We start from the raw sequence: 26,278 nt of genomic DNA on the forward strand, positions 1-26,278 counted from the left end.
TCTCAGTTCCCGACACCCTCACCGTGACGGCCCGCTCCACCGGCGAATCGGGTTGCGCCGGCGACGGTGTCGGCTGCCAGGGACACCATGCCGTGTTGCAGTTCGTTCATCAACGCGGCGTCGGTGTCCAGACCGTTCTGCTCGAGCACGGACATCCGGTCGTGACGCAGGCACGTCTGCGGGAACCCGGCGATCTGGGTCGCGAGCTCGACGGCGGCGTCGAGAGCGGTACCCGACGGGACCACGCGATTCGCGAGTCCCATCTGCAGGGCCTCATCGGCGGCCACCGGGCGCCCGGTGAGGATCAGGTCCATCGCCCGGCTCTCCCCGATCAACCGCGGAAGACGCACCGTCCCACCGTCTATCAGCGGGACGCCCCAGCGACGGCAGAAGACGCCGAACACGGCATCCTCCTCGACGACGCGCAGATCGGCCCACAATGCGAGTTCGAGACCACCGGCGACGGCGTGACCGGAGATCGCCGCGATCACCGGCTTGGACAACCGTAACCGGGTCGGCCCCATCGGACCATCACCGTCGAACTCCACCCGGTTGGGCGTGCCGTCGGCGATGGCCTTGAGATCGGCGCCCGCACAGAAGGTCCCACCTTCGCCGTGGATTACGGCCACCGACACCGCGTCGTCGGCGTCGAACCGCCGGAATGCGTCGGCCAGGGCGTCGGCGGTCGCGCGGTCGACGGCGTTACGGCGGTCGGGGCGATCGATCCCGATGATCCGGACCGGCCCCTGCGACCGTTCGATCACTCCCGACTCGCCCATGACCACCGTCCCGTCAGGTGTTGAAGACTCAGGTATTGAAGTACTTGGCTTCGGGGTGATGCAGCACGAACGCGTCGGTGGACTGCTCCGGATGGAGCTGCAGCTCCTCCGACAGCTGAACGCCGATCCGCTCGGGCTCGAGCAGCTCGATCATCTTCGCGCGGTCCTCGAGATCCGGGCAGGCGCCGTAACCGAAGGAGAAACGCGCACCGCGGTATTCGAGGTCGAAGAAGCCCTGAGCGTGCTCGGGATCCTCGCTGTCCATCGACCGGTCACCGAACTTCAGCTCGCTGCGCACGCGCTGATGCCAGTACTCGGCCAACGCCTCGGTCAGCTGCACACCGATGCCGTGCACCTCGAGGTAGTCGCGGTAGGCGTCCTCGGCGAACAGCTTGTTCGCGAAGTCCGCGATCGGCTGCCCCATCGTGACGAGCTGGAACGGCATGACGTCGACCCGGCCCGCGGCCTTCGCGGCCTCGCGTGACTGGATGAAGTCGGCGATGCACAGGAACCTCGACCGCTGCTGGCGCGGGAACGAGAAGCTGAACCGCACCGGCGCGTCGGGGTCCGGCTCGGTGAGCACGTGCACCGTGTCGCCCTCGCTGACCGCCGGATAGTAGCCGTACACAACCGCTGCGTGCTGCAGGATGTTCTCGGTCGAGAGCCGGTCGATCCAGTAGCGCAGACGCGGACGTCCCTCGGTCTCGACGAGCTCCTCATACGACGGGCCGTCGCCACCGCGGGCACCGCGCAGACCCCACTGGCCGAGGAACAGCGCGCGCTCGTCGAGCAACTGCAGATAGTCGGCGATCGGCACCCCCTTGACGATGCGCGAACCCCAGAACGGCGGGGTGGGGATCTCGTTGTCGGAAGCCACATCCGAACGTGCCGGCACCTCGACCGGCACCTCGGCCGCCTTGCGCTTCGCGGCGATGCGCTTGGACCGTTCGTGGCGGGCTTTGCGCTCGGCGGTCTTGGCCGCCTCGGCCTTCGCCTCGTCGCTGTCCGGGTCCGGGCCCCCGCCGCGCTTGCGGGCCATGATGTCGTCCATCAGTCGCAGACCCTCGAACGCGTCACGCGCATAGTGCACGTCACCCTCGTAGACATCCGACAGGTCGTTCTCGACGTACGAACGCGTCAGCGCCGCACCCCCGAGCAGCACCGGGTACTCGTCGGCGAGACCCCGGGTGTTGATCTCCTCGAGGTTCTCCTTCATGACCACGGTCGACTTCACGAGCAGACCCGACATGCCGATGACGTCGACCTTCTTGTCGGAGGCGACCTCGAGGATCGTCGCGATCGGCTGTTTGATGCCGATGTTGACGACCTCGTATCCGTTGTTGGACAGGATGATGTCGACGAGGTTCTTGCCGATGTCGTGCACGTCGCCCTTGACGGTCGCCAGCACGATGCGGCCCTTGCCGTCCTCACCCGTCGACTCCATGTGCGGTTCGAGGTGTGCCACAGCGGCTTTCATGACCTCGGCGGACTGCAGCACGAACGGCAGCTGCATCTGGCCCGAGCCGAACAGTTCGCCGACGGTCTTCATGCCCGACAGCAGCGTGTCGTTGATGATCGACAGCGGCGGGACCTGGGTCATCGCCTCGTCGAGATCGTCGGTCAGCCCGTTGCGCTCACCGTCGACGATGCGCCGTTCCAGCCGCTCGAACAGCGGCAGCTTCGCGAGCTCCTGGGCACGCGACTCCCGAGCCGATGCGGCCGACACACCCTCGAAGAGCTCCATCAGCTTCTGCAACGGGTCATAGCCCTCGCGTCGGCGGTCGTAGACCAGATCCAGCGCGATCTGACGATGCTCCTCCGGGATACGCGCCATCGGCAGGATCTTCGACGCGTGCACGATGGCGGTGTCGAGGCCGGCCTGCACGCACTCGTGCAGGAACACCGAGTTCAGCACCTGCCGAGCGGCCGGGTTCAGACCGAACGAGATGTTCGAGATGCCCAGCGTGAAGTGCACATCCGGGTGCGACTCGTGCAGCCGGCGGATGGCCTCGATGGTCTCGATGCCGTCGCGTCGGACCTCTTCCTGACCCGTGGAGATCGGGAAGGTCAGGGCGTCGATGATGATGTCTTCTTCGGCCAGGCCCCAGTTGCCGGTGATGTCGTCGATGAGACGCTCGGCGACACGGACCTTCCAGTCCGCGGTACGTGCCTGACCCTCCTCGTCGATGGTCAGGGCGACGACGGCCGCACCGTGCTCGACGACGAGCCGCATGATCTTGTTGAAGCGCGAGTCCGGTCCGTCGCCGTCCTCGTAGTTCACCGAGTTCACCGCGCAACGGCCACCGAGGGCCTCGAGTCCGGCGCGGATGACCTCCGGCTCGGTCGAGTCGAGCATGATCGGCAACGTCGACGATGTCGCGAAGCGGCTCGCCAGTGCAGTCATGTCCGCGGCACCGTCACGACCCACGTAGTCGACGTTGAGGTCCAGCATGTGCGCACCGTCGCGCGTCTGGTCCTTGGCGATGTCGAGGCACTTCTGGTAGTCCTCGGCGATCATCGCCTCGCGGAATGCCTTGGAGCCGTTCGTGTTCGTGCGCTCGCCGATGACCAGGAAGCTTGCGTCCTGGTCGAAGGGCACTGCGGTGTACAGCGACGACGTCTCCGACTCGTGCTCCGGGGTGCGGGTCGCGGGGGTGACCTGCGCCACGGCCGCGGCGACCTGGCGGATGTGCTCCGGCGTCGTACCGCAGCAGCCGCCGACGAAGGACAGACCGAACTCGCCGACGAACTGGGCCATCGACTCGGCCAGCTCCTCCGGTGTCAGCGGGTACTCGGCACCGTTGGCGCCGAGTACGGGCAGACCGGCGTTCGGCATCACCGACACCGGGATGCGCGCATGCTTCGACAGGTAGCGCAGGTGCTCGCTCATCTCGGCCGGACCGGTGGCACAGTTCAGGCCGATGAGGTCGACGCCGAGCGGCTCGATGGCCGCCAGCGCGGCACCGATCTCCGAACCGAGCAGCATCGTGCCGGTGGTCTCGACCGTGACGTGGCTGATGATCGGGATCCGGCGACCCACCTGATCCATGGCCCGCTGGGCCGCGATCACGGCGGCCTTCACCTGCAGCAGGTCTTGAGAGGTCTCGATGAGCACCGCGTCGGCGCCGCCCTCGAGCATGCCGATGACACATTCCTGGTAGGCGTCGCGGATCACCGCGAACGTCGTGTGCCCGAGGCTCGGCAACTTGGTCCCGGGACCCATCGAGCCGAGCACGTACCGTCCGGTGCCGTCGGCGGACGGCCCCATCTCGTCGGCCACCCCACGCGCGATCGCGGTGCCCTTGTAGGCCAACTCGCGGATGCGGTCGGCGATGTCGTAGTCACCGAGGTTCGAGAGGTTGCAACCGAAGGTGTTGGTCTCGACGGCGTCGGCGCCGGCCTCGAAGTAGGCGCGATGGATTCCTTCGAGGATGTCGGGCCGCGTGTCGTTGAGGATCTCGTTGCAACCTTCGAGGTTGCGGAAGTCGTCGAGGGTGAGATCCGCGGCCTGGAGCATCGTGCCCATCGCCCCGTCGCCGATCAGCACCCGCCGCGACATCGCCGACAGGAAGGTCGTGTCGAAGTCGCGCGGTTTGTGGCCGCGATCACCGGGATATTCGAAGGACATGGTTGACAGCGTAGTTCGCCCTCTCTGCGTGTTCGGTCGTAGGCTGGTTCGGTGAACGCTGAGCAGATGTCGAACCTTCCCCAGCTGCGCAGACCCATTCTGCTCGCAGCCTTCGAGGGCTGGAACGACGCCGGGGACGCCGCCAGCAGTGCCGTCGAGCATCTCGCCCTCGAGTGGGATGCTCGTCCGCTCGTCGACATCGACTCTGACGAATACTACGACTTCCAGGTCAACCGTCCCACTGTCAAGCAGATCGACGGTGTGACGCGGCGCATCGAATGGCCCACGACGTCGATCTCGTACTGCAGCCCGCGCGGTGCCGACCGCGACATCGTGCTGGTCCGCGGCATCGAACCGAACATGCGGTGGCGTGCGTTCTGCGCCGAGATCGTCGAACTCGCCCAGGAGCTCGAGGTCGAGACCACCGTCATGCTGGGCGCGCTGCTCGCCGACACCCCGCACACCCGCCCGGTGCCCGTCACCGGAACTGCCTACAGCAGCGAGTCGGCGGCCCGGTACAACCTCACCGAGAGCCGATACGAGGGCCCGACCGGCATCACCGGCGTGCTTCAAGACCTCTTCGTGCAGGCGGGCCTGCCCGCCGTGTCCTTCTGGGCCGCGGTGCCGCACTACGTGTCGACCCCGCCCAACCCGAAGGCCACCGTGGCGCTCCTGACGCGCGTCGAGGAGGTCCTCGACATCGAGGTCCCGCTCGGCACGCTGCCCGAGCAGGCCGAGGAGTGGGAACGGGCGGTCACCGAGATGACCGAGGACGACGAGGAGATCGCCGACTACGTCCGGGGGCTCGAGGAACGCGGCGACGCCGAGATGGATCCCGACGAGGTGATGGCGAAGATCGACGGCGACGCGCTCGCCGCCGAGTTCGAGCGCTATCTCAAGCGACGCGGACAGGGGCCGTTCGGCGGGTGAACACCCACCGAATGGCAGCGGCGCGTCGTGCCGGTGTCGCGGGCGCGGTCGGTCTGGGTGTCACGGCGGCGGCCGTCGCCGGGTACGTCACCCGAAATCTCACCTACGACCGGCGAGAGTCGGCCCTCCTCACATCCAGCGGTGTGATCCCACGGTCGGTCACCATGCCCGGCGGCGCGGTGATCAGCTACGGCGAGGGCCCACCGGGCGGCGAGCCGCTGCTCCTGATCCCCGGACAGCAGGTCTCGTGGAGCGACTACGCGGCCGTGCTCGGCGCACTGTCGGAGGACTGGCATGTCTTCGCCGTGGACTGTTTCGGCCACGGCGGCTCCGCCAAGGATCCGGCGTGGTATCCGGCGCTCCGACAGACCGCCGCACTCGGCTGGTTCGTCGACACGGTGATCGGCTCGTCCGCAGTGGTTGCCGGGCATTCGTCGGGCGGGCTGCTCGCCGCACGTCTTGCAGCCGACTGCCCCGCCCTCGTCCGCGCCGTCCTCATCGAGGACGCGCCGTTCTTCGCGACCGAACCCGACCGCGCCCCCGCCACGTTCGCGTGGCGGGACGGCTTCCGGCCCATGCACGACTTTCTGACGGCACCGCGGGAAGCCGAGATGACCTGGACGCGCCACTGGGTGCGCCACAGCCACCTGCGTGCGCTGTTCGGCGACAAGGGCTGGACGCGACTGGTCCGCGATCCGGTCGAACGCCGGCTCGATCGCGATCCGCGCCGCATCCCACGACTCTGGTGGCTGCCGCCCACGATGAACCGCGCCCTCGACCTCACGGCATGCCTGCAGGACGGCACCGGCGACTACGACCTCTGCTACGGCGAGATGTTCTACGACGGCACGTGGTTCGAGGGATTCGACCAGGCCGAGACCCTCGCGAGAGTCCGCGTGCCGGTGACCCTGCTGCACGCCACCGTGCACGAACAGGACGGTGTCCTGCTGGGCGCGATGACCGACGACGACGCGCGCCGGGCCCACGTCCTGATGCCGGATTGCCTACTCGTCGACCACATCCCGGCCGGGCACGACATCCATCGCCAGCGTCCGGCGTTGTTCGTCGACTCGATCAACGCCCTGCCCGGGCGGATTCACCGGTGACGACCGAGCGGGGCAGCGCTCAGCCGATCCTCTCGATGGAGACGACCGGCGTGGTGATACGCCACGTACGGACGTCGGGATCGTCGGCCGCTCGCACCCAGAACTGAGCCGATTCGCCGAGCCGGCAGGACTTCACCCCGAGCAGCGGGATGTCCTCCGAGTCACGGCGCAGCCGACTGACGGTCCAGTCCTCGCTGTCGGTGCCGCCGACGCCGGGAGCGCGCAGGAGCGTCATCTCCTCGAAGTCCAGCAGGTAGGTGGATGTCCGGGTGACCACGGTGAACACCCCGGAGTCGGTGTCGGGTCTGATCTCTTGCACACGCGCCACGAGAGCACTGTACCCAGAGCCATCGCACACTGTTCGGCCCGTGCAGCCCAAACGACGTCCGGCCCCACCTCCGGCGCCGCACGCGGCCCGATCAGTCCTGCCGGGTCGCCGGGATGCCGAGCAGGGCGTCGACCGCCGCGGCGAGTGCCGCGGGCGACTCCGCCGACGACCCGATGCCGGCCCGCACGTCGGCGCACCAGGCGTCCACTGCGGCAAGCGCTTTCGGGGTGTCGAGGTCGTCGGCGAGGTGCTGGCGGACGCGTGCGATCACATCGGACGCATCGGGTCCGGCGGGTGCAACGAATGCCGTCCGCCACCGGTCGAGACGTTCGACGGCGGTGTCGAGGATCGACTGGGTCCACATGCGGTCGCCGCGGTAGTGGTCGGCGAGCAGTGCGAGCCGGATCGCGGCCGGGTCGACGTCCTCGCGGCGAAGCACCGACACGAACACCAGGTTGCCGCGGCTCTTCGACATCTTCTCGCCGTCGAGACCGACCATGCCGGTGTGCACGTAGTGGCGCGCGAACCGTCGCGAATCGGTCAGCGCCTCACCGTGGGCGGCCGAGAACTCGTGGTGCGGGAAGATCAGGTCGTTGCCGCCGCCTTGGATGTCGAACTCGATCCCGAGCCGGTTCAGAGCGATCGCCGAGCACTCGATGTGCCAGCCCGGGCGTCCGGGACCGAACGGCGAGTCCCAGGACGGCTCGCCGGGACGCTTGGCGCGCCACAACAGGGCGTCGAGCGGGTCACGCTTGCCCGCCCGGTCGGGGTCGCCGCCACGCTCGGCGAAGAACCGCGCCATCGTCTCGCGGTCGTAGCCGGACTCGTATCCGAACTGTTCGGTGGCGTCGGTCCGGAAGTAGACGTCGGGATACTCCGCGTCGTCGACGGTGTAGGCGGCACCCGAGGCGAGTAGTTTCTCGACCACCTCGATGACCTCGCCGATCGACTCGACGGCACCGATGTAGTCGCGCGGCGGCAGCACCCGCAGGGCGGTCATGTCATCGCGGAAAAGCTGGGTCTCGCGCGCACCGAGGTCACGCCAGTCGACGCCGTCACGGTCGGCACGTTCGAACAGCGGGTCGTCGACGTCGGTCACGTTCTGCACGTAGTGGACGTCATGACCCTGGTCCCGCAGGACGCGGTTCACCTGATCGAAGGTCACGTACGTCGCGGCATGGCCGAGGTGGGTCGCGTCGTACGGGGTGATCCCGCAGACGTACATGGTGGCGGTCGGTCCCGGGCTCACCGGACGGACAGCACGGTCGGCGGTGTCATAGAGGCGGAGGGCTGGTCCTTCGCCGGGTACCGCCGGAAGTTCCACATCGGGCCACGACTGCATGGCGTCCACTGTATTGCCCACCGACCGCGACGTGTTCACGGCCCGTCCGCTGCGATCGTGATCACCCGGAGCCGATGGGATCGTCGATCCCGCGGTGTCGATCAGAACGGGGGCCACGGAATGGGCCGATGGCCCGGCGGCAGCGGCATGGTCTCGCTCTCGGCGAGAACGATCGCCCGCACCGTGAGCGCGTCGACCTCGTCAGCGGTGATGTGGCGCAGCAGATCGCGGCGCAAGGCCGAGGCGTCGGTCTCCAGGTGCTCTGCGAGCTCGGCCACGTCGGCGACCAGATGTCCGGGCACCTTCTCCCCCGCCCAGCCCCACAGAACGGTCCGGAGCTTGTCCTCGGTGTGCAGGCAGATGCCGTGATCGATGCCGTAGACACCGCCGTCGAGGCCCTCGAGCACGTGGCCACCCTTGCGGTCGGCGTTGTTCAGCACGACGTCGAGCACTGCGAGTCGCTGGAGACGCGGGTCGTCGGCGTGGACGAGCACGACGGGTTCGCCATACGGGTCGTAGGCCTGCAGGACGGCGAAGAATCCGGTCGGCACCCGGTCGACCGGGCACAGATCGACCAGATCGATCCGCGGCTGCGCCTCGACGGGCGGGTGCTCGGAGTTGTCCGGCGTCTCGATCCAGCGCTGCACCATGCCCGGACCGACTGGTCCGTCACGGTGGATCGTCGTCGGGATCGCACCCCACCCGAGGGCCTCCGAGATCAGATACGACGCGACCTCGCGTCCGGCCAGGGTGCCGTCGGGGAAGTCCCACAGCGGGACCTCGCCACGGATCGGCTTGTACACGCAGCGCATCGACTGTTCCTCGAGCACGGCGTCGCACACCAGGGTGGCGTTGCTGGCCGACGGGATCCGCCCGAGGATCGTCAGCTCCCCGTCGCGGAGGATCTCGAGCGGTGACACCTCAGCCGGAACGGGGTCCGAGGACTCCGGCTGGTGCGGACTCGCGGCTTCCGGTGTCAACGGCCGCGCCCCTGTCTCACCGTCGGGACTCGCTCACGCCTGGGAAGAGGGTCCGGGTGTGCCCGGGTCTTCGTCGTCGGGGTCGTCCGGATCGTCGTCGTCCTCGTCGACGAGGAAGCTCGGATCGGTTTGCGCGGCAAGGCTGTTGAACACCTCGGGATCGATGAAGTCGATCGACTTGCTCAACTGCGCGTCACGCTTGTAGCCGTTGGTGCGCACGCACAGGTGGCCGTCGGGGTCGAGCGGCTCGCTGCAGAGCGGGCACGGCTGGCGGCCGGCGGAGATGACCTTCGACGACCGTGCCGCGAATTCGCGTGCCGCGGCAGTGGTGAGGAACACGCGCACCGCGTCGGGTCCCTCGTCGGTGTCGTCGAGCACGACGCTCTCGTCGAACTCCCCCTCGGTGATGGCCAGCAACTCCACGACGACGGCCTCGGATTCGGCGTCCCAGCCCAGCCCCATGGTGCCGACGCGGAACTCGGCGTCGACGGGCATGACCAGCGGGCTCAGGTCGCCGACCCGATCGGTCGCCGGCGGGATCGGGGTGCCGAAGCGGCGGTGGATCTCGTCGAGCAGTGCGCCGATCCGGTCCGCGAGGATCTGGACCTGCTGCTTTTCGAGCATCACGCTGATGATGCGTGTCTCGTGGACGGCCTGGAGGTAGAACGTGCGGTCGCCGGGTTGTCCGATCGTGCCGGCGACGAACCGGTCCGGGCTGCGGAACACGTGTATCGCTCGGGACATCACACCTCCTTCATTGTTGTGTTCATTATCCCGATGTCGCCGGGATCGTCGCAGCGGCACCGGTGTCCCCGCCCACGACGGCGTCATCGGACGCCTGCTGGTCGTCACCGGTGGCCGGACGCGGTGTCGATACCGAGAGCTTCTGCGTGTTGTTGACCGTGTGCACGTACGGCCTCGACGAGGAGTAACGGACGACGCTGATCGACGCGGGTTCGACGACGATGCGCTGGAACGCGTCGAGATGACTGCCCATCGCGTCGGCGATGATCGACTTGATGACGTCACCGTGCGAGCAGGCGATCCAGACACCGGCCCCGTCGGAGCCGCCGTAGACGCGGTCGAGTTCGCGGATGGCACGTACCGCACGGGCCTGGACGTCGGCGAGGCCCTCCCCGTCAGGGAAGACCGCGGCCGACGGCTGCTGCTGCACGACCTTCCAGAGCGGCTCGGAGAGCAGCTCGGAGATGGGGCGTCCGGTCCAGCCGCCGTAGTCGACCTCGGCGAGGTCGTCGACGACGACCTCCGGAGGACGCTCCCCGTTGGTGCCGAGGGCGGCGAGCAGCGGTGCGACGGTCTCCGCGCAGCGATCGAGCGGTGAACGGACCACAGCCCTGATCGCGCCGAGGTGCTCGCCCAAACGGCTCACGAGTGCGTCGGCCTGTTCGCGGCCCCGGTCGTCGAGGTGGACTCCGGGGCTACGACCCGCGAGCACACCCGAGGTGTTCGCCGTCGAACGGCCGTGCCGGAGAAGGATCACGGTCATCCCACAACCATAGGCATGCGCGCCTGCGGCCCGCACGCGGCGAGGACGCGGCGAGGACGCCTCAGACGTCAGGTCGCGGCGATCGTGCCGGTGGACAGCAGGACGATGAGCGTGACGCCCAAGATCACGCGGTAGGCGCCGAACCAGTTCATCGAGTGCCCGCTGACGAACTTCAGCAGCCAGGCGATGGCCGCATAACCCACGATGAACGCGACGATCGTCGCCACCAGCAGCTGCGGCCCGGTCGCCTCCATGCCCTCACCGCTCGGGTTGAACGCGTCCGGCAGGCTGAACAGGCCCGACGCGGTCACCGCCGGGATGGCCAGCAGGAACGAGAACCGGAACGCGGCCTCGCGTTCGAGCCCGAGGAACAGCCCGGCGCTCGCCGTCGCACCCGACCGGGAGACGCCGGGGACCAGCGCGAGGCACTGTGCGCCGCCCATGACCAGCCCGTCGCGCAGCGTCAGCTTCTCGAGCGGACGCTGCTTCGTCCCGTATCGCTCGGCCAGCCAGAACACACCCGCGAAGACGATCAGCATGATCGCGACGAGCCACAGGTTGCGGCCGGTGGTGCGGATCTGGTCCTTGGCGAGGTAACCGATGAGCCCGATGGGGATGGTCGCGAGGATCACATACCAGCCGATGCGGTAGTCGAGGTTGCGCTCCTCCGCGTGGAACAGGCCGCGGAACCACGCCCCGATGATGCGGAAGATGTCGCGGGCGAAGAACAGCAGCACGGCTGCCTCGGTACCGAGCTGGGTGACCGCGGTGAACGACGCCCCGGCGTCCTCGCCGAACATGAGTTCCGAGGCGATACGGAGGTGCCCGGACGACGAGATCGGCAGGAACTCGGTGAGGCCCTGCAACGTCCCGAGGACGATCGACTGGGTCCAGGTCATGGTGTCGGTCACGGCGCCCGATGCTACGCGGAGGCCCGCCCGCCACCGCGCTCGGCGACACGCGCCGACCCGCCTGAGACCCGGACGCGGCGGGTCACGCAAGATGGGTTCATGTACTCGTCTCGACGACCGCGCCCCCGTCACCAGCCCCCGAGCGGTCTCGCACGGTTGCGGCGTCCGGTCGCCGTAGCGGCGACGCTCGCCGTGGGTGTGGCGATGATCACGGCGTGCGGGTCCGACGACTCCGGCATCCCGGACGTCCCGACCGTCACCCCGGCGACCGCGGCCGAGGCGCCCGCGACCTCCCAACCTGCCGGACTCACCGTCCCCGCACCCGCCGGTTCCCGGACGCTCGCCTCGTCCGGCCGCACGGTCGCCGTCGTCTCGCCGGACGGCAGGCAACTGCTCCGCTTCGACGCCGCGAGGATGACCGCGCCACCCACATCGGTCGAGGTACCCGGCCTGACCGCGCTCGCCCCGGACACCGATGGCGGCTACCTCGGGGTGGGGCCGGGTGCGCTGGTCGTCGTCGACGCGCAGGGCGCCGCGCGCACCGCCGGACTCGACACCGACTCCCCGACCGCGGTCGTGCGCGCCGCGTCCGGCGAGATCGTGGTCGGCACCGCCGACGGCCGGGTGCTGATCTACGACGGCGACTTCGAAAACGGGCAACTCCGCATGAGGCACGATCTGCGCGAGTTCGTCCGGGTGGATTCACTCACCGCGGCTCCGGCCGCGGCCGAGGGCCTCGACGGCCAGATCGTCGTCCTGGACCGCGCGCAGTCGTCGGTGACCCCGATCGACCCCGAATCCGGCGAACCCGGGCCCGCGTTGCGCGCCGGCAACGGCGCCACGACCTCGACGGTCGACCGTTTCGGACGCATCCTGGTCGCCAACACCCGCGACGGCGAGATCCTCGGCTTCTACGGTTCACCGCTGGTCATGCGGTTCCGCTATCCGGTGGCCGATGGCCCGTACGCCGTAGACTACGACGACACCCGCAACCTGCTCTGGGTGTCGACAACCGCGAACAACGAGGTGGTGGCGTATGACCTGGCCGACGGCGAGCCGACCGAGAAGCAGCGGTTCGCGTCTGTCGTCCAGCCCGACGCCCTCACCGTCGACGATGCCGGCACCGTCTACGTCCTGTCGGCACGCGACGGCCGACTCCAGGTCGTACCCCCGCCCGGCACTCCTCTCGGTGTCGCGGCGGTCGAGCCGGGCCGGTGACCTGTGACTGCTGATCGACGACCCCACACCCGGCACGCACGGACATCCGCCCGCCTGGGGTCGCGCTACCCCACCGGCTGGGAGGTCACGTCCGAGGACGTCGAGTGCATCCTGCTGAAGTTGCCGCCGGACGTCACCCGGGTGACCGCGTCGATGCGGCTGGCACTCCAGGCCGAGTTCGGCGGCTGGGAGCTGTCCCGGGTCCGCCTCTACTCCGACGGCACGCGCAAGGTCCTGCTCAAGCGCCGGCGTCCGCCGCGCGGCGCCCGCGAACTCGACGAGGACCGTTCCACCGACCACGATCCCCGGAGCGCCCAGGCATGCTGACCGCACGAACCGCCACCAGGGTGCTGATCGCACTCAACCGGTGGTGCTATCCCCTGCTGCTCAAGGCGATGTTCCTGCTGCCGCCGGAACGCATTCATCACATCGTCTTCGTGCTGCTGCGTGCGGTGGGCCGGTTCTCGCTGCTCTCCGTCCCGGTGGCCAAGCTGCTCGCCCACCACGACCCGGTCCTGCGAAGCCGTGTGTTCGGCATCGATTTCCCGGCGCCCATCGGGCTGGCGGCCGGTTTCGACAAGACCGCGGGTGCCGTCAACACCTGGGGTCAGATCGGTTTCGGCTTCGCCGAGATCGGCACCATCACCGGCCGGGGACAGCCCGGCAACCCGCAGCCGCGCCTGTTCCGGCTACCCGCCGACCGGGCCCTCATCAACCGGATGGGCTTCAACAATCCGGGGGCGCACGTCGCCGCCGAACACCTCACCGAGGTCCGGCGCGGCCCGGTGTCGGTGCCGATCGGCGCGAACATCGGCAAGACCAAGGTGGTCCCGCTCGACGAGGCCATCGACGACTACCGTCTCTCGGCGAGCCTGCTCGGCCCCCTCGCCGACTTCGTCGTCGTCAACGTGAGTTCTCCCAACACTCCCGGGCTACGCGATCTCCAGGCCGTCGACTCGTTGCGGCCGATCCTCGCCGCAGTCCAGTCCGAGGTCCACGTCCCGGTCCTGGTGAAGATCGCTCCCGACCTCGTCGACGACGACATCGACGCGGTCGCCGACCTCGCCGTCGAGCTCGGTCTCGCCGGCATCGTCGCCACCAACACCACCATCGGCCGCGAGGGTCTGCGCACCCCGGACGCCGACGTGCGCGAGATCGGCGCGGGTGGTCTGTCTGGAGCACCGGTGGCCGACCGGTCGCTGTCCGTCCTGAAACGGCTCTACAACCGCGTCGGCGGGAAGATCGCGATCGTGAGTGTCGGCGGCATCGAGACCGTCGATCAGGCGTGGGAACGCATCTGTGCCGGCGCCGATCTGCTGCAGGTCTACACCGGGTTCATCTACGGCGGACCGCTGTGGCTGTACGAATTGCACGCCGGTCTCGCCGAGCGTGTGCGGGCGGGCGGTTTCGCGTCGGTCGCCGATGCGGTGGGCAGCGCCGCGACCGCGCAGCCCTGATCGGACGCTCCGACGCCGACGACGTCGCAAAGAAGGCGTCCCGACCGCTCGACGAGCGATCAGGACGCCTGGTTGTCGTTGCGTCTCAGACGTTCTCGCCGGGCTGTTCGTAGGTGCCCACGAGGACTGCGCGGGCGATCGCGTGCGAGAAGAGGTTGAAGCCGAGGTAGGCCGGGGTGGCTCCCTCGGGCAGGTTCAGCGACTCGGTGTCGACCGCGTGCACGGCGACGAAGTAGCGATGCGGTCCGTGTCCGGGCGGCGGGGCGGCACCGATGTAGCGGCGCAGCGAGGCGTCGTTGGTGAGCGTCACGGCGCCATCGGGCAGACCCGAACCCTCGTCGTCACCGGCCCCCTCGGGCAGGCTCGTGACGGACGCGGGGATGTCGGCGACGGCCCAGTGCCAGAACCCCGACGCGGTCGGCGCGTCGGGGTCGTAGACGGTGACGGCGAAAGACTTCGTCTCCGCGGGGAATCCGGACCAGGTCAGCTGCGGTGACAGGTCATCTCCACCCGCGCCCATGATCCCGCTGACCTGACCGCTGGCCAGCGGCGAGCCGTCGGTGAGGCTCTCCGAGGTGAGCGTGAAACCCGGCAGACTCGGTAGCGGGGAGTACGGGTCGAAGGACGACATGTGTTCACCTTTCTGACGTTTCGCGCATCGGATCGATCTGCCCACCACTCTATGTGAGGGCTCAGCTGTGGAGCAGGAAGTGTTCGAAGACCTTGGTGCCGAACAGAACCGCGTCGACCGGCACCCGCTCGTCGACGCCGTGGAACAACGCCGCGAAGTCGAGCTCGGGCGGCAGCTGCAGCGGCGCGAACCCGAAGCAGCGGATGCCCAACTTGGCGAACGCCTTGGCGTCGGTGCCGCCGGAGAGCATGTAGGGCACCGTCTTTCCCTGCTCGTCGTGAGCGAGAATGGCGTTGTTCATGGCGTCGACGAGGTCGCCGTCGAACGTCGTCTCGTATGAATCGAGGTGCGTGATCCATTCCCGGGTGACGTTCGGCCCGATGAGTTCGTCGATCTCCTTCTCGAAGGCCGCCTGACGCCCCGGCAGTACGCGGCAGTCGATGACGGCTTCGGCCTTCTGCGGGATGACGTTGGCCTTGTAGCCGGCTTTCAGCATCGTCGGGTTGGCGGTGTCGCGCAGCGTGGCGCCGATGATGCGGGCGAGATTGCCGAGCTTGAACAGCGATGTCTCCAGGTCGGGCGCGTCGGGGCTGAAGTCCAGTCCGGTCTCGGCGCTGACCTCGGCGAGGAACTGGCTCACCGACTCCGTCATGACGAGCGGGAAGGTGTGCCGGCCGATCCGCGCCACGGCTTCGGCCACCTCGGTGACCGCGTTGTCGGCGTGCAGGAACGAGCCGTGACCCGCCCGCGCCTCCGCGGTGAGACGCATCCAGCCCAGACCCTTCTCGGCCGTCTCGACGAGATACAGGCGTTTCTGGGTGCCGTCGGGTCGATCGACGGTCAGCGAGAAACCGCCGACCTCACCCACCGCCTCGGTGATCCCCTCGAAGAGATCCGGCCGGTTCTCGACCAGCCAGTGGGCGCCCCACGTCCCGCCGGCCTCCTCGTCGGCGAGGAAGGCGAACACGATCTCCCGCGGCGGGACGGTGCCGTCGCGTTTGAACTGGCGGGCCAGCGCGAGCGCCATCCCGGCCATGTCCTTCATGTCGACCGCACCGCGTCCCCAGATGTAGCCGTCCTTCACCGTGCCGGAGAACGGGTGGACACTCCAGTCGGCCGGCTCGGCCGGCACCACGTCGAGATGGGCGTGGATCAGGAGGGCGCCGCGGTCGGAGTCGGGCGGTCCCGCGAGGCGCGCGAAGACGTTGCCGCGTCCCGGGCGGCCCGACTCGACATACTGTGTGGTGTATCCCACTTCCTCGAGTTGCTGCGCCACCCACTTGGCGCACTCTTCCTCGCCTTTCGTGGTCTCCGGCTCCCCCGTGTTGGAGGTGTCGAACCGGATCAAACGGCTGACGAGATCGACTACTTCAGTGGTCGCAGACTGGAAAGACACCCCTCACTCCTACGGGATTTGGGATACACGGGCAACCTCGGTTAGTGTTATCCCGCTGCCGAGAGACGACGGGGAGAAATCACCGCCGGAGCAACGCAGCAGAGCAAGTCCGAGTGGCGGAATGGCAGACGCGCTAGCTTGAGGTGCTAGTGTCCTATTAACGGACGTGGGGGTTCAAGTCCCCCCTCGGACACCACAGATCACAGAAGAACCCCGGCTCCGGCCGGGGTTCTTCTCGTTGGAGGCGCTACCGCGCGGACGCGGCAGGGTCAGCTCCCGACGGGCTCCATGAACCCCGCCCAGGCGCGCGAGTACGGCAGGTCGATCGAGTTCTCCACGAAGGCCTGCAGGATGACGCGACGCAGCCGCCGCTGGACCGCCCACTGGCCGTTCGGCATGGTCTTGACCGTCAGGCGCAGGACGACCTTCTCGGAGGAGACCTCCTGCACGCCGAGCATCTCGATCGCGCCGAGGATGTCGGTGTCGTCCTGTTCGACGGCGAGCCGCGCCGCCTCGGCGGCCACCCGCTGCGCCTTGTCGATGTCGGCGCCCGGCGCGACCGGCACGTCGACGCGTGCCACCGCGAACTCCTGGCTCATGTTGCCGACGCGGGCGATCTCGCCGTTGCGGACATACCAGAGGGTGCCGTCGATGTCGCGGAGCGTGGTGACGCGCAGACCCACGGTCTCCACCTCGCCGATCGCCTCGCCGAGATCGACGATGTCACCGACCCCGTACTGGTCCTCGAGGAGCATGAACACCCCGGAGACGAAGTCGCGGACCAGGTTCTGGGCGCCGAAGCCGATCGCGAGACCCACGATGCCGGCCGAGGCGATGAACGGTGCGATGTTCACCCCGAGGACGCTCAGCACCGACAGCACCACCCAGACGAGCAGCACGATCGACACGGTGGACTTCAGCACCGAGCCGATGGTCGCGGCCCGCTGGGCGCGCCGGGCGGCGATCTGGGCGCTGCGTTCGGTCGTCGGCGTCTTGGACCGGAAACCACGGATGAGAGACGCGCCCCGCGTTCTCCCGCCGTCCCGGGAGCGGGGCCGGGTTGCCCGGTCGATGACGCGATGGATGGCGTAGCGCACGACCAGCGCGAGCAGGATGTAGGCCGCGATGCGGATCGGATTCTCGATCAGCCATTCACGATTCGTGTCGGTCCATTCGAAGGCCAGGTTCTGAATGGTCATGACCCCGACCGTACGGACGATGAGATCGTTGTCCAGTCGTGATCGTTCGCAGACCGGCGTCGTCGAACCCGAAAACCGTTGTCAGCCTGCGCGGAACGTGACGATGTTCTGATCGAGGATCATCCGGTCCTCCTGTGTGGCGACGGCCACATCGGGTGCCAGGACCAGGGGGACGCCGGTCCCCTCCGAGGCGTCGAAGGCCGCGGTGTCGGCCACCCGGCCGGTGATGGTGAAGAGATCGGTCACACTCGGCACGCCTTGCGACACCAGGAACGACGGACCGTTCATCACGTGGACGTGCAGGTGCGGCGCGACCGAGTTGCCGCTGTTGCCCACCTTGCCGATGACCTCACCCCGACGCACACGGTCCCCCGGCTTGAATCGCACCGAGCCGGGTTGCATGTGGGCGTAGTTCACGTAGAAGCCGTCGCCGATGTCGAGGACGAGGTTGTTGCCGTCGGCATCGGCGATCGGCAGATTCGCCGGGTACTCACCCGGCACCTGCTCCGGCAAGTCGTTGCGGCTGGCGACGACCGTCCCGTCGGCGACGGCGAGCGCGTCGTCGCCGAAGATCCGGTAGCCGGCCGGATCCCTGGCGTCGCCGACGAAGATCTTCCCGTCGGGTCCGGCCTGCTCCCAGTCGACGGCGTAGCGCTGCGCGAGGACGGGCGTGCCATCGAGTGGCAACAGGGCCCGGGTGTGCCGGACCGCGTCGCAGCAGGCGTCGGCGGCGATGTAGTGCTCACCGGCGAGCGGCGGACCCAGGACCGGGACCACGCCGTCGTTCACGTCGACCGCCGCGATCCTCTCGGTGGTCTCGCGCATCTCGGGTGGCGCCTCGTCGGCGCGGACCGAGATCTCGTGGATCAGCTTCTTCGGTGCGCCACCCGCGAATCGCAGGTGGAGGAACAACACGCCGTTCTGCCCCGGTGCGAGCACCTCGGAATACCCGTCGGGCGCACCTGGTCTCGGCTGGACCGAAGGCGCCCCGGCGGGCTTGAGCCGTCCCGCGACACCGGCCTGGTCGAGGCCGATCAGTGCAGGGCTGCCTTCGGTGTCGGCGTCGAACACCTCGACCCCGGTGATCGTGACCGGGGTGCGCAGGTAGTTCGTCAGCGACACCTCGTAGACGAGATGGTTGGAACCGTCCGATCCGGCGAACGGCGTGGGCGCGAACATCACCGACCCCACCACCGGGGTGACGACCGGTTCGGCGGGAACCGGTACTTCCGTACCACCACGGGAATCGTCGGCACCGCCGCAGCCGGCCAGGACGAGCGCGGCACACAGGCCGAGAACTGTCGATGAGAGTCGTTGTGGGTGCATCGCGTTCCTCTGCGGCCGTCGCGCCGACGGCGGTCCGTCCGGCATCGGCAGGGATACTAGGGAACGCCGGGGCGGCGCGGGTGGGGTCACCGCAGACCGGGCACAATTGTGACGTGACCCAGCGCCTGTTCTTCGACTGCGACACCGGTATCGATGATTCGGTGGCACTGCTCTATCTGCTGGCCCGCGCCGATGTCGACCTCCTCGGGATCGCCTCGACGGCCGGCAACGTCCCCGTGGACGTGGTCACGACGAACAACCTGTCCTGGCTCGAACTCTGCGGCCGTGCAGAGATTCCCGTCCACGTCGGGTCGGCCACTCCCCTCGTCGCCGACCTGATGACGACCGAGGACACCCACGGTCCACTGGGCGTCGGCCATGCCGAACTGCCCACCCCGACCATCACGGCGAGCCACGTCGACGCCGCCGACGCCTGGATCGAGGCATCGCGAGCTCACGACGGCGAACTCGTCGGGCTGGTGACCGGGCCCCTGACCTCGCTGGCGACCGCGGTCCGCCGAGATCCGGCACTGCCCTCCCGCATGCGCCGGCTGGTGATCATGGGCGGCGCGTTCCACACCCACGGCAACACGACGCCGACCTCGGAGTGGAATGTCGCCGTCGACCCGGAGGCCGCCGCGGAGGTCTTCGCGGCGTTCGGTACGGCAGGCGCACCGGAGCCCATCGTGTGCGCGCTGGATCTCACCGAGCAGGTCGTGATGACCCCGGACCACGTGGTGCGCCTGGCCGCCGCGTCGGGGAGCACACCGCTCGAATGCCCGGACCCCGGCGACGAACGGGGTCTGCGATCGGTTGCCGACAACGAGATCATCCGGCACCTCACCGATGCCCTGCGCTTCTACTTCGAGTTCCATCACGACCACGACGAGGGCTACATCGCCCATCTCCATGACCCGTTCGCGGCGATGGTGGCGCTGAACCCCGACCTCGTAACCACCATTCCGGCGCGCGTGGGCGTCGAGCTCACCGGAACCCTGACGCGCGGGATGACGGTCGCCGACGAACGCTGGATGTCGCCGCTGGGACCCAACGCCCGCATCGCCACGGCCACCGACCTCGACTCCGTGTTCGACGATCTCATCGAGACGATCGGGACCTACGCTCGCGCACTGGTCCGGATCTGAGACCCCCGCCGTCTGAGGTGTCAGAGAAGCGAGCACGACGGCCCATCGGCACCTACGGTTGACCGGTGACTCGACTCGGTTATCAGATCGCCAACTTCACCTACCCGGACGTTCCCGCCGAACGGCTCTTCCCCACCGTCGTCGCGCAGGCGCGGGAGGCCGAGGACTCCGGTTTCGACACCGTCTTCGTGATGGACCATCTCTATCAGTTGCCCATGCTCGGCGAACCCGACGATCCGATGATCGAGTGCTACACGTTGCTGTCGGCCCTGGCCCAGCACACCTCGACGGTCCGCCTGTCATCGCTGGTCACCGGTAACACCTACCGCAACCCCGCGTTGCTGGCGAAGACCGTGACCGCACTCGACGTGGTCTCCGGCGGTCGGGCGCAACTCGGGATCGGCGCGGGATGGTATGAGCTCGAACATGATTCACTCGGCTTCGAGTTCGGTACCTTCAGCGACCGGTTCGAGAAGCTCGAGGAGGCCCTGCAGATCATCCGCGGCATGCTCGCCGGCGAGCGGCCCAGCCTCGACGGTGAGCGGTATCGCGTCGCCGACGCGCTCAACGTCCCCGCGCCGCTGTCGACGATCCCGGTGATGATCGGCGGTGGCGGTGAACGCAAGACGCTGCGAATGGTCGCGCAGTACGCCGACGAATCGAATCTGCTGTGCCCGCCGTCCCACATACCCCGCAAGCTCGAGGCCCTCGCCGAACACTGCGAGCGCCTCGGACGCGACCGGGCGGAGATCACGGTGACCGTGCAGACCTACACCTGCATGGCACCCACCCATGAGGAGGCGGTCGCCGACTACGAGGCCTATGTGCGCCGCACGCCGGCGGCCGAGGCGCGTCGCGGGATGACGATCATCGGTGATCCGGACGAGGTCGGTGCCCGCTACGCCGACATCCTCGCCGCCGGCGTCGACGGTTTCACGGTCAATGCAGCCGCCAACGGCCATGTGCCGGGACGGGTTTCCCTGCTGGGTGAGACGCTCGCGCCGCTGATCGGTTGAGCCGGGTCGGCGCGCCGCTCAGCGATTGTCGAAGGCGTCGACGATGCGCTGGGCGGCGAGCGCCGGCGTGAGCACACCTTCGCGCAGCTCCTCCTCGACGGTGCCGCGGATGTCGCGGACGCCGGGCGACTCCGCGAGCCGGCTGAGCACGATGTCGTGGACCATCGACCACGTCCAGTCGATCTGCTGCTGGTTGCGGCGGGCAGTGAATTCGCCTGCCTCCCTGAGGGTTTGGTTGTGTTTGACGACGGTGGCCCAGAACTCGTCGATGCCGGTCTTCTCGATCGCGCTCATCGTGAGCACCGGCGGTGTCCAGAGGGCGTCGTGCGGGTAGATCAGTCCCAGGGCGTTCCGCAGTTCGCGAGCCGCACCCTTCGCCTCGTTGAGGTGTTTGCCGTCGGCCTTGTTCACCACCACCACGTCGGCGAGTTCCAGGACACCCTTCTTGATGCCCTGCAACGAATCCCCGGTGCGGGCCAGCGTCAGGAAGGTGAAGGTGTCGACCATGTTGGCCACGGTGACCTCGGACTGCCCGACGCCGACGGTCTCCACGAGGACGACGTCGAATCCCGCGGCCTCCACGAGCACGATCGACTCACGGGTGGCCTTCGCCACACCCCCGAGCGTGCCCGAGGTCGGTGACGGACGGATGTACGCGTTCTTCTCCGTCGACAACCTGCCCATGCGGGTCTTGTCGCCCAGGATGGAGCCGCGGGTGCGCGTCGAACTGGGGTCGACGGCGAGAACCGCCACCTTGTGCCCCAACTCGACCAGGTGCATGCCGAGCGCCTCGATGGTCGTCGACTTACCCACACCCGGAACACCGGTGATGCCGACCCGGAACGAGTTGCCCGCATGCGGGGTCAGCTTGAGCAACAACTCCTGCGCGGCCGCCCGATGATCGGGGCGCCTGGACTCCACCAGGGTGATCGCACGCGCCAGGTCGGCGCGACGATCGGCCAGCACGGCATCGGCCAGCGCGTCGACGTCGACGCGACGCCGAGGACTGTCCGCCATCAGTTCGCGGCCACCCCGGGCAGTTCCAGGCCGAGGGTGTCGGCGAGCTTGCCGATGAGCTCCACGGCCGAGTCGGCGATGACCGATCCGGGCGGGAAGATCGCGGCGGCGCCCGCTTCGTACAGCTCGGCGAAGTCACCCGGCGGGATGACGCCGCCGACGACGATCATGATGTCCTCGCGCCCGACTTCCTTGAGCGCCTCCCGCAGCGCGGGAACCAGGGTGAGGTGACCGGCGGCCAGCGACGACACACCCACCACGTGCACGTCGTTGTCGGCGGCCTGGGCGGCCACCTCCTCCGGCGTGGCGAACAGCGGGCCCACGTCGACGTCGAAGCCGAGGTCGGCGAAGGCGGTCGCGATGACCTTCTGGCCGCGGTCGTGACCGTCCTGGCCCATCTTGGCGACCAGCACGCGCGGCTGGCGGCCCTCGGCCTCGGCGAACTGGCGTACCGCCTCGATCGCCGCGTCGATGTTGCTCACCTCGCCTGCCTCATGTCGATACACCCCGCTGATCGTCTTGATCTCCGCCTGATGACGACCGTAGACCTTCTCCAGCGCCTCGGAGATCTCCCCGACCGTCGCCTGATGACGCGCGGCCTCGATGGCCAGGGCCATCAGGTTGTTCTCCATGCCACCCTCCGACGACGCCGCGGCGCGGGTCAGGTCGGCCAGTGCCGACTCGACCGCGGCGGAATCCCGCTGTGCGCGAAGGGTGCTGAGCTTCTCGAGCTGCTCGGCGCGCACCTTGGAGTTCTCGACCTTGAGGACCTCGATCTCCTCGTCGTCGGCCACCTGGTACTTGTTCACACCGATCAGCGGCTGCTGCCCCGAGTCGATGCGGGCCTGCGTGCGCGCCGCGGCCTCCTCGATGCGCAGCTTCGGCAGACCCTCGTTGATGGCCTGCGTCATGCCGCCGGCCTCTTCGACCTCGCGGATGTGCTTGCGCGCCTTCTGCGCCAGCTGGTGGGTGAGCGACTCGACATAGTTCGAACCGGCCCACGGATCGATCGGACGGGTGGTGCCGGACTCCTGCTGCAGCAGCAGCTGGGTGTTACGCGCGATGCGGGCCGAGAAGTCGGTCGGCAGGGCGATCGCCTCGTCGAGCGCGTTGGTGTGCAGCGACTGGGTGTGACCCTGCGTCGCCGCCATCGCCTCCACACAGGTGCGTGCCACGTTGTTGAACACGTCCTGTGCGGTCAACGACCAGCCCGATGTCTGCGAATGTGTCCGCAGCGACAGCGATTTCGCGTTCTTCGGATCGAACTCGGCGACGAGCTCGCTCCACAGGAGACGCGCCGCGCGCAGCTTGGCGACCTCCATGAAGAAGTTCATGCCGATGCCCCAGAAGAAGGACAGACGCGGCGCGAACTTGTCGATGTCCAGACCGGCCTCGAGGCCCGCACGGATGTACTCGACGCCATCGGCCAGCGTGTAGGCCAGCTCCAGGTCGGCGGTCGCACCGGCTTCCTGGATGTGGTAGCCGGAGATCGAGATCGAGTTGAACTTCGGCATCTTCTGGCTGGTGTACTCGAAGATGTTCGAGATGATCCGCATCGACGGCTTCGGCGGATAGATGTAGGTGTTGCGGACCATGAACTCTTTGAGGATGTCGTTCTGGATGGTCCCGGCCAGCTTCTCCGGTGGCACACCCTGCTCCTCGGCCGCCACGACGTAGAGCGCCAGGATCGGCAGCACCGCACCGTTCATCGTCATCGACACCGAGACGTTGCCCAGGTCGATGCCGTCGAAGAGCTGACGCATGTCGAGGATCGAGTCGATCGCCACACCGGCCATGCCGACGTCTCCGGCGACGCGCGGGTGGTCGGAGTCGTACCCACGGTGGGTCGCGAGGTCGAAGGCCACGGACAGACCCTTCTGACCGGCCGCGAGGTTGCGGCGGTAGAAGGCATTGGACTCGGCGGCGGTCGAGAAACCCGCGTACTGCCGGATCGTCCACGGCTGGTTCACGTACATCGTCGGGTACGGGCCACGGATGAACGGGGCCTCTCCGGGAACCGAGTCGAGCGGGTACGGATGCTCGGCGTCGTCGAGGATCTCGTTGCGATCGGTGCGGGTGTACACCGGCACAACGTCGATCTGCTCGGGCGTGTTCCAGGTGACCTGGTCGACCGAGTAGCCGTGTGCGGAGGCCAGTTCCTCGGTGACCGGCGCACCGGGTCCGGCGACTGTCGTGGCCGGTCCCCCGGTGAGCTCAACCCCGGCGAAGCTCGGGATCGACTGGGCCGAATCGGACTGTGACAGGTTGGGTTCGGTCTGGGTCATGCCGTCGCTCCCGAAGTAGAGAGAAGCTGATCGAGGAGATCCCCGAGGGTGCTCACCGCGTCGATACCGACACGCAGCGAACCGTCGGGACGATCATCGGATTCGGGCCATTCCTTGTCCGGGCCGGCGAGCAGGACCTTGGAGAGACCGGCCGCACGTGCGGCCGCGAGCGCCGCCGGACCTTCCTCGGCATAGCGCGCCTTGGTACCGCAGATGACCGCGATCGTGGCCTTCGAGCCGGCCACCGCGTCGCCGATCTTGTCGGCGGTCAGCGGGCCCGGGTTGACCACGGTGATGCCGCCGGCACCCAGCAGGTTAGCCACGAAGGTGGTGCGTCCGTTGTGTTCGGCGACGCTGCCCAGCGGAATGAGCAGGATCGACGGGCGCGCACCCTGCTCGGCGAGCACCACGTCGGAGCGATCGCGCAGCGCCTCGAAGGCACGGCCGACACGGGCCAGCTTCGGGGTTCCGGTGACCACGTCGGTCACGCCCGACACCGAGGCGCCCTGGGCATCGGAGAGGGCCCGCTCGTCGATGTTCGGGAACTCGTTGACGCCGGTGACCGAGATGCGTCGGTGTGCGACCTCGGCGTCGCGTCGGGCCAGCGAGGCCTCGACCTTCTCGGCGATCCAGCCGCTGTCGAGAGCGGCGCGGTAGCCACCGGCGGCCTCGACCTCGGTGAAGACGGCCCATGCGTTGGCGGCGAGGTCGTCGGTCAGCGACTCGACGAACCACGAACCGCCGGCCGGGTCGAGGACACGTCCGATGTTGGACTCCTCGAGCAGCAACAGCTGGGTGTTGCGGGCTATGCGGCGCGAGAAGGACGCACTCGAGGTGCGCTTGTCGGCCGGGATCGTCGCGTCGTACGCCAGGACGGTCAGCTGGTCGGCGCCGCCGACACCCGCGCCGAATGCGGCGATGGTGCTGCGCAGCATGTTGACCCACGGGTCACGCTGGGAGTACATCGACAGGTCCGTCACGCCGTGGGTCAGTGCACCACCGGCGTCGGGCGCACCGACGACCTCGGCCACCCGGGCCCAGATCTTGCGCAGCGCACGGAACTTGGCGATCGTCGCGAACTGGTCGTCGTCGGCCGAGACACCGAAGGTGATCTGGTTCAGTGCCGCCTCGGCGGACAGACCGGCGGCGGTCAGGTCACGCAGATGCGCGACCGCGGCGGCCGCCACGAGGGCGAGTTCGAGGCCGTTGTCGGCGCCGGCCGTCGCGAAGTCACTGCCGTCGACGCGGAAGGTCCGGACCCCGGCGGGGAGGTTCGACGCGGCGAGCGCGGTGGCCTCGTCGGCGTCGACGGTGGCACGACCGGAGAACGCCGCGGTCAGCGGCGAGAGTCCGAAGGAGTGCGTGGTCGCCGCGGTGGGAGGTGCGGCGACCGGGGCGGCCTGCGCCTTCTCCTTGAGCGACAACAGTTCCCGGGCGGCGGCGATGCCCTCGGTACCGGCGTCGAGCGTCACCGGCACGAGGTCGAGGTAGACGCCGCGCAGGACAGTGGCGAGGTCGGCGACACCGAGACCGCCACCGGGCTTGCCGACGGACAGCCAGAGTCCACTGGTGCCGTTGGCCATCGCCTCGAGAACGAGTTCGTTGACGTCCTCGGCCTGGGTCGCGTCGTCGCCGAACCGCTCGGTGACGCGCCACCCGGTGGTGACGTCACGAGCGGGATCGGCGCCACGGACGAACGGGAACCGGCCCGGCAGGCCTGGTTCGGTCGTCTCGTCGCGACGTGTGTACAGCGGCCGGATGGTCAGCCCGTCGGCGGTGTCGGTCGAGAGCAGGGCTTCCGGAGTATCCGGGAGCTCGTCGACGTCGACCCGACGCGATTTCGCCAGAACGGCCGCGGCGGCCTTCGACCACGCCTGGTAGGCGCCGTCGAGATCTGACTCGGGTTTGGGCTGGTCAGTTTGCTGTGGCATGTGGGGAAGCACACCTCCGTGAGTGCTCTGTGCGAGCGCGTACACGACCTTAGCCGATCGCTCGCTCGGCCCATCAACAAGGTCGGCGTGAGCTGTGCCACCCAGCGGGGTGCGTGCAGGTCGCAGGGTCGAGGGGTCTCGTGGGA

The 26,278-nt window shown here is 68.5% G+C and carries 22 protein-coding genes and 1 tRNA gene; 8 read left to right on the plus strand and 15 right to left on the minus strand.

Going from position 1 to position 26,278, the window contains the following annotated elements; all coding sequences use genetic code 11:
* Positions 1 to 2: 2 nt before the first annotated feature.
* Both IHQ52_RS15610 and metH read right to left on the minus strand, forming a co-directional pair.
* A complete protein-coding gene (locus IHQ52_RS15610) occupies positions 3 to 779 on the minus strand; it encodes a crotonase/enoyl-CoA hydratase family protein (protein ID WP_096274003.1) in 777 nt (258 codons plus the stop codon).
* 28 nt (positions 780 to 807) lie between these two features.
* On the minus strand, positions 808 to 4,407 hold the full coding sequence (metH, locus tag IHQ52_RS15615; protein ID WP_024498076.1) for a methionine synthase: 3,600 nt from the start codon (positions 4,405 to 4,407) through the stop codon (positions 808 to 810).
* Between the two features lie 51 nt (positions 4,408 to 4,458).
* Here metH and IHQ52_RS15620 point away from each other — a divergent pair, with 51 nt between their 5' ends.
* Positions 4,459 to 5,337, plus strand: coding sequence for a PAC2 family protein (locus tag IHQ52_RS15620; RefSeq protein ID WP_024498077.1), 879 nt, complete (start codon positions 4,459 to 4,461; stop codon positions 5,335 to 5,337).
* 11 nt (positions 5,338 to 5,348) lie between these two features.
* Positions 5,349 to 6,443 (plus strand): alpha/beta fold hydrolase, encoded by a 1,095-nt coding sequence (locus IHQ52_RS15625; RefSeq protein ID WP_232512977.1) that lies wholly within the window; start codon positions 5,349 to 5,351, stop codon positions 6,441 to 6,443.
* Between the two features lie 19 nt (positions 6,444 to 6,462).
* Here the strand turns inward: IHQ52_RS15625 and IHQ52_RS15630 are convergent, their stop codons facing one another.
* The 6 genes from IHQ52_RS15630 to IHQ52_RS15655 all read right to left on the minus strand — a co-directional run bounded on the left by IHQ52_RS15630 (position 6,463) and on the right by IHQ52_RS15655 (position 11,511).
* On the minus strand, positions 6,463 to 6,771 hold the full coding sequence (locus tag IHQ52_RS15630; RefSeq protein ID WP_006437969.1) for a hypothetical protein: 309 nt from the start codon (positions 6,769 to 6,771) through the stop codon (positions 6,463 to 6,465).
* Positions 6,772 to 6,862: 91 nt separating this feature from the next.
* A complete protein-coding gene (gene mshC, locus IHQ52_RS15635; RefSeq protein ID WP_096274955.1) occupies positions 6,863 to 8,113 on the minus strand; it encodes a cysteine--1-D-myo-inosityl 2-amino-2-deoxy-alpha-D-glucopyranoside ligase in 1,251 nt (416 codons plus the stop codon).
* Positions 8,114 to 8,214: 101 nt separating this feature from the next.
* Positions 8,215 to 9,093, minus strand: a complete 879-nt coding sequence (locus tag IHQ52_RS15640; protein ID WP_024498080.1) for an SCO1664 family protein — start codon at positions 9,091 to 9,093, stop codon at positions 8,215 to 8,217.
* Between the two features lie 33 nt (positions 9,094 to 9,126).
* Positions 9,127 to 9,837, minus strand: a complete 711-nt coding sequence (locus IHQ52_RS15645; protein ID WP_006437972.1) for a DUF3090 domain-containing protein — start codon at positions 9,835 to 9,837, stop codon at positions 9,127 to 9,129.
* 25 nt (positions 9,838 to 9,862) lie between these two features.
* Positions 9,863 to 10,600 carry an MSMEG_4193 family putative phosphomutase gene (locus tag IHQ52_RS15650; RefSeq protein ID WP_238063607.1) on the minus strand — a complete coding sequence of 246 codons (738 nt, stop codon included), beginning with the start codon at positions 10,598 to 10,600 and terminating at the stop codon, positions 9,863 to 9,865.
* A 68-nt stretch (positions 10,601 to 10,668) separates the two neighbouring features.
* Positions 10,669 to 11,511: an undecaprenyl-diphosphate phosphatase gene (locus tag IHQ52_RS15655; RefSeq protein WP_096273998.1), complete on the minus strand. Its 843-nt coding sequence runs from the start codon at positions 11,509 to 11,511 to the stop codon at positions 10,669 to 10,671.
* A 156-nt stretch (positions 11,512 to 11,667) separates the two neighbouring features.
* Here IHQ52_RS15655 and IHQ52_RS15660 point away from each other — a divergent pair, with 156 nt between their 5' ends.
* The 3 genes from IHQ52_RS15660 to IHQ52_RS15670 are packed head-to-tail and all read left to right on the plus strand — an operon-like array spanning position 11,668 to position 14,186.
* A complete protein-coding gene (locus tag IHQ52_RS15660; RefSeq protein ID WP_096273996.1) occupies positions 11,668 to 12,729 on the plus strand; it encodes an NHL repeat-containing protein in 1,062 nt (353 codons plus the stop codon).
* 3 nt (positions 12,730 to 12,732) lie between these two features.
* On the plus strand, positions 12,733 to 13,056 hold the full coding sequence (locus tag IHQ52_RS15665) for a DUF5703 family protein (RefSeq protein WP_006437976.1): 324 nt from the start codon (positions 12,733 to 12,735) through the stop codon (positions 13,054 to 13,056).
* Entirely contained in the window at positions 13,050 to 14,186 is a 1,137-nt protein-coding gene (locus IHQ52_RS15670; protein ID WP_096273994.1) for a quinone-dependent dihydroorotate dehydrogenase, read from the plus strand. The genes IHQ52_RS15665 and IHQ52_RS15670 overlap by 7 nt, the downstream gene beginning before the upstream one ends.
* 85 nt (positions 14,187 to 14,271) lie before the next feature.
* On the opposite strand, the gene IHQ52_RS15675 is transcribed toward IHQ52_RS15670, so the two are convergent.
* Both IHQ52_RS15675 and IHQ52_RS15680 read right to left on the minus strand, forming a co-directional pair.
* Positions 14,272 to 14,817, minus strand: a complete 546-nt coding sequence (locus IHQ52_RS15675; protein WP_024498086.1) for a YbhB/YbcL family Raf kinase inhibitor-like protein — start codon at positions 14,815 to 14,817, stop codon at positions 14,272 to 14,274.
* A 61-nt stretch (positions 14,818 to 14,878) separates the two neighbouring features.
* Positions 14,879 to 16,213, minus strand: coding sequence for a M20/M25/M40 family metallo-hydrolase (locus IHQ52_RS15680; protein ID WP_024498087.1), 1,335 nt, complete (start codon positions 16,211 to 16,213; stop codon positions 14,879 to 14,881).
* A 107-nt stretch (positions 16,214 to 16,320) separates the two neighbouring features.
* On the opposite strand from IHQ52_RS15680, the gene IHQ52_RS15685 reads away from it, so the two are divergent.
* Positions 16,321 to 16,409: transfer RNA gene (locus IHQ52_RS15685), tRNA-Leu, on the plus strand.
* A gap of 73 nt (positions 16,410 to 16,482) precedes the next feature.
* Here IHQ52_RS15685 and IHQ52_RS15690 read toward each other — a convergent pair.
* Positions 16,483 to 17,412, minus strand: a complete 930-nt coding sequence (locus tag IHQ52_RS15690) for a mechanosensitive ion channel family protein (RefSeq protein ID WP_024498088.1) — start codon at positions 17,410 to 17,412, stop codon at positions 16,483 to 16,485.
* An 81-nt stretch (positions 17,413 to 17,493) separates the two neighbouring features.
* Complete coding sequence (locus IHQ52_RS15695) at positions 17,494 to 18,738, minus strand: M23 family metallopeptidase (RefSeq protein WP_096273992.1); 1,245 nt, start codon at positions 18,736 to 18,738, stop codon at positions 17,494 to 17,496.
* A gap of 113 nt (positions 18,739 to 18,851) precedes the next feature.
* On the opposite strand from IHQ52_RS15695, the gene IHQ52_RS15700 reads away from it, so the two are divergent.
* Entirely contained in the window at positions 18,852 to 19,883 is a 1,032-nt protein-coding gene (locus IHQ52_RS15700; RefSeq protein ID WP_096273990.1) for a nucleoside hydrolase, read from the plus strand.
* Positions 19,884 to 19,948: 65 nt separating this feature from the next.
* Complete coding sequence (locus IHQ52_RS15705) at positions 19,949 to 20,899, plus strand: LLM class F420-dependent oxidoreductase (protein ID WP_096273988.1); 951 nt, start codon at positions 19,949 to 19,951, stop codon at positions 20,897 to 20,899.
* Positions 20,900 to 20,917: 18 nt separating this feature from the next.
* Here the strand turns inward: IHQ52_RS15705 and meaB are convergent, their stop codons facing one another.
* Genes meaB through IHQ52_RS15720 form a run of 3 tightly spaced genes read right to left on the minus strand, consistent with a single transcriptional unit; the run spans position 20,918 to position 26,132 of the window.
* On the minus strand, positions 20,918 to 21,916 hold the full coding sequence (meaB, locus tag IHQ52_RS15710) for a methylmalonyl Co-A mutase-associated GTPase MeaB (protein WP_096273986.1): 999 nt from the start codon (positions 21,914 to 21,916) through the stop codon (positions 20,918 to 20,920).
* Positions 21,916 to 24,201, minus strand: coding sequence for a methylmalonyl-CoA mutase (gene scpA, locus IHQ52_RS15715; RefSeq protein WP_191834378.1), 2,286 nt, complete (start codon positions 24,199 to 24,201; stop codon positions 21,916 to 21,918). Before scpA ends, meaB begins: the two co-directional genes overlap by 1 nt.
* On the minus strand, positions 24,198 to 26,132 hold the full coding sequence (locus IHQ52_RS15720; RefSeq protein WP_096274954.1) for a methylmalonyl-CoA mutase family protein: 1,935 nt from the start codon (positions 26,130 to 26,132) through the stop codon (positions 24,198 to 24,200). Before IHQ52_RS15720 ends, scpA begins: the two co-directional genes overlap by 4 nt.
* Positions 26,133 to 26,278 lie beyond the last annotated feature (146 nt).

The organism is Gordonia amicalis (genome assembly GCF_022059885.1).
GTDB lineage: Bacteria > Actinomycetota > Actinomycetes > Mycobacteriales > Mycobacteriaceae > Gordonia > Gordonia amicalis.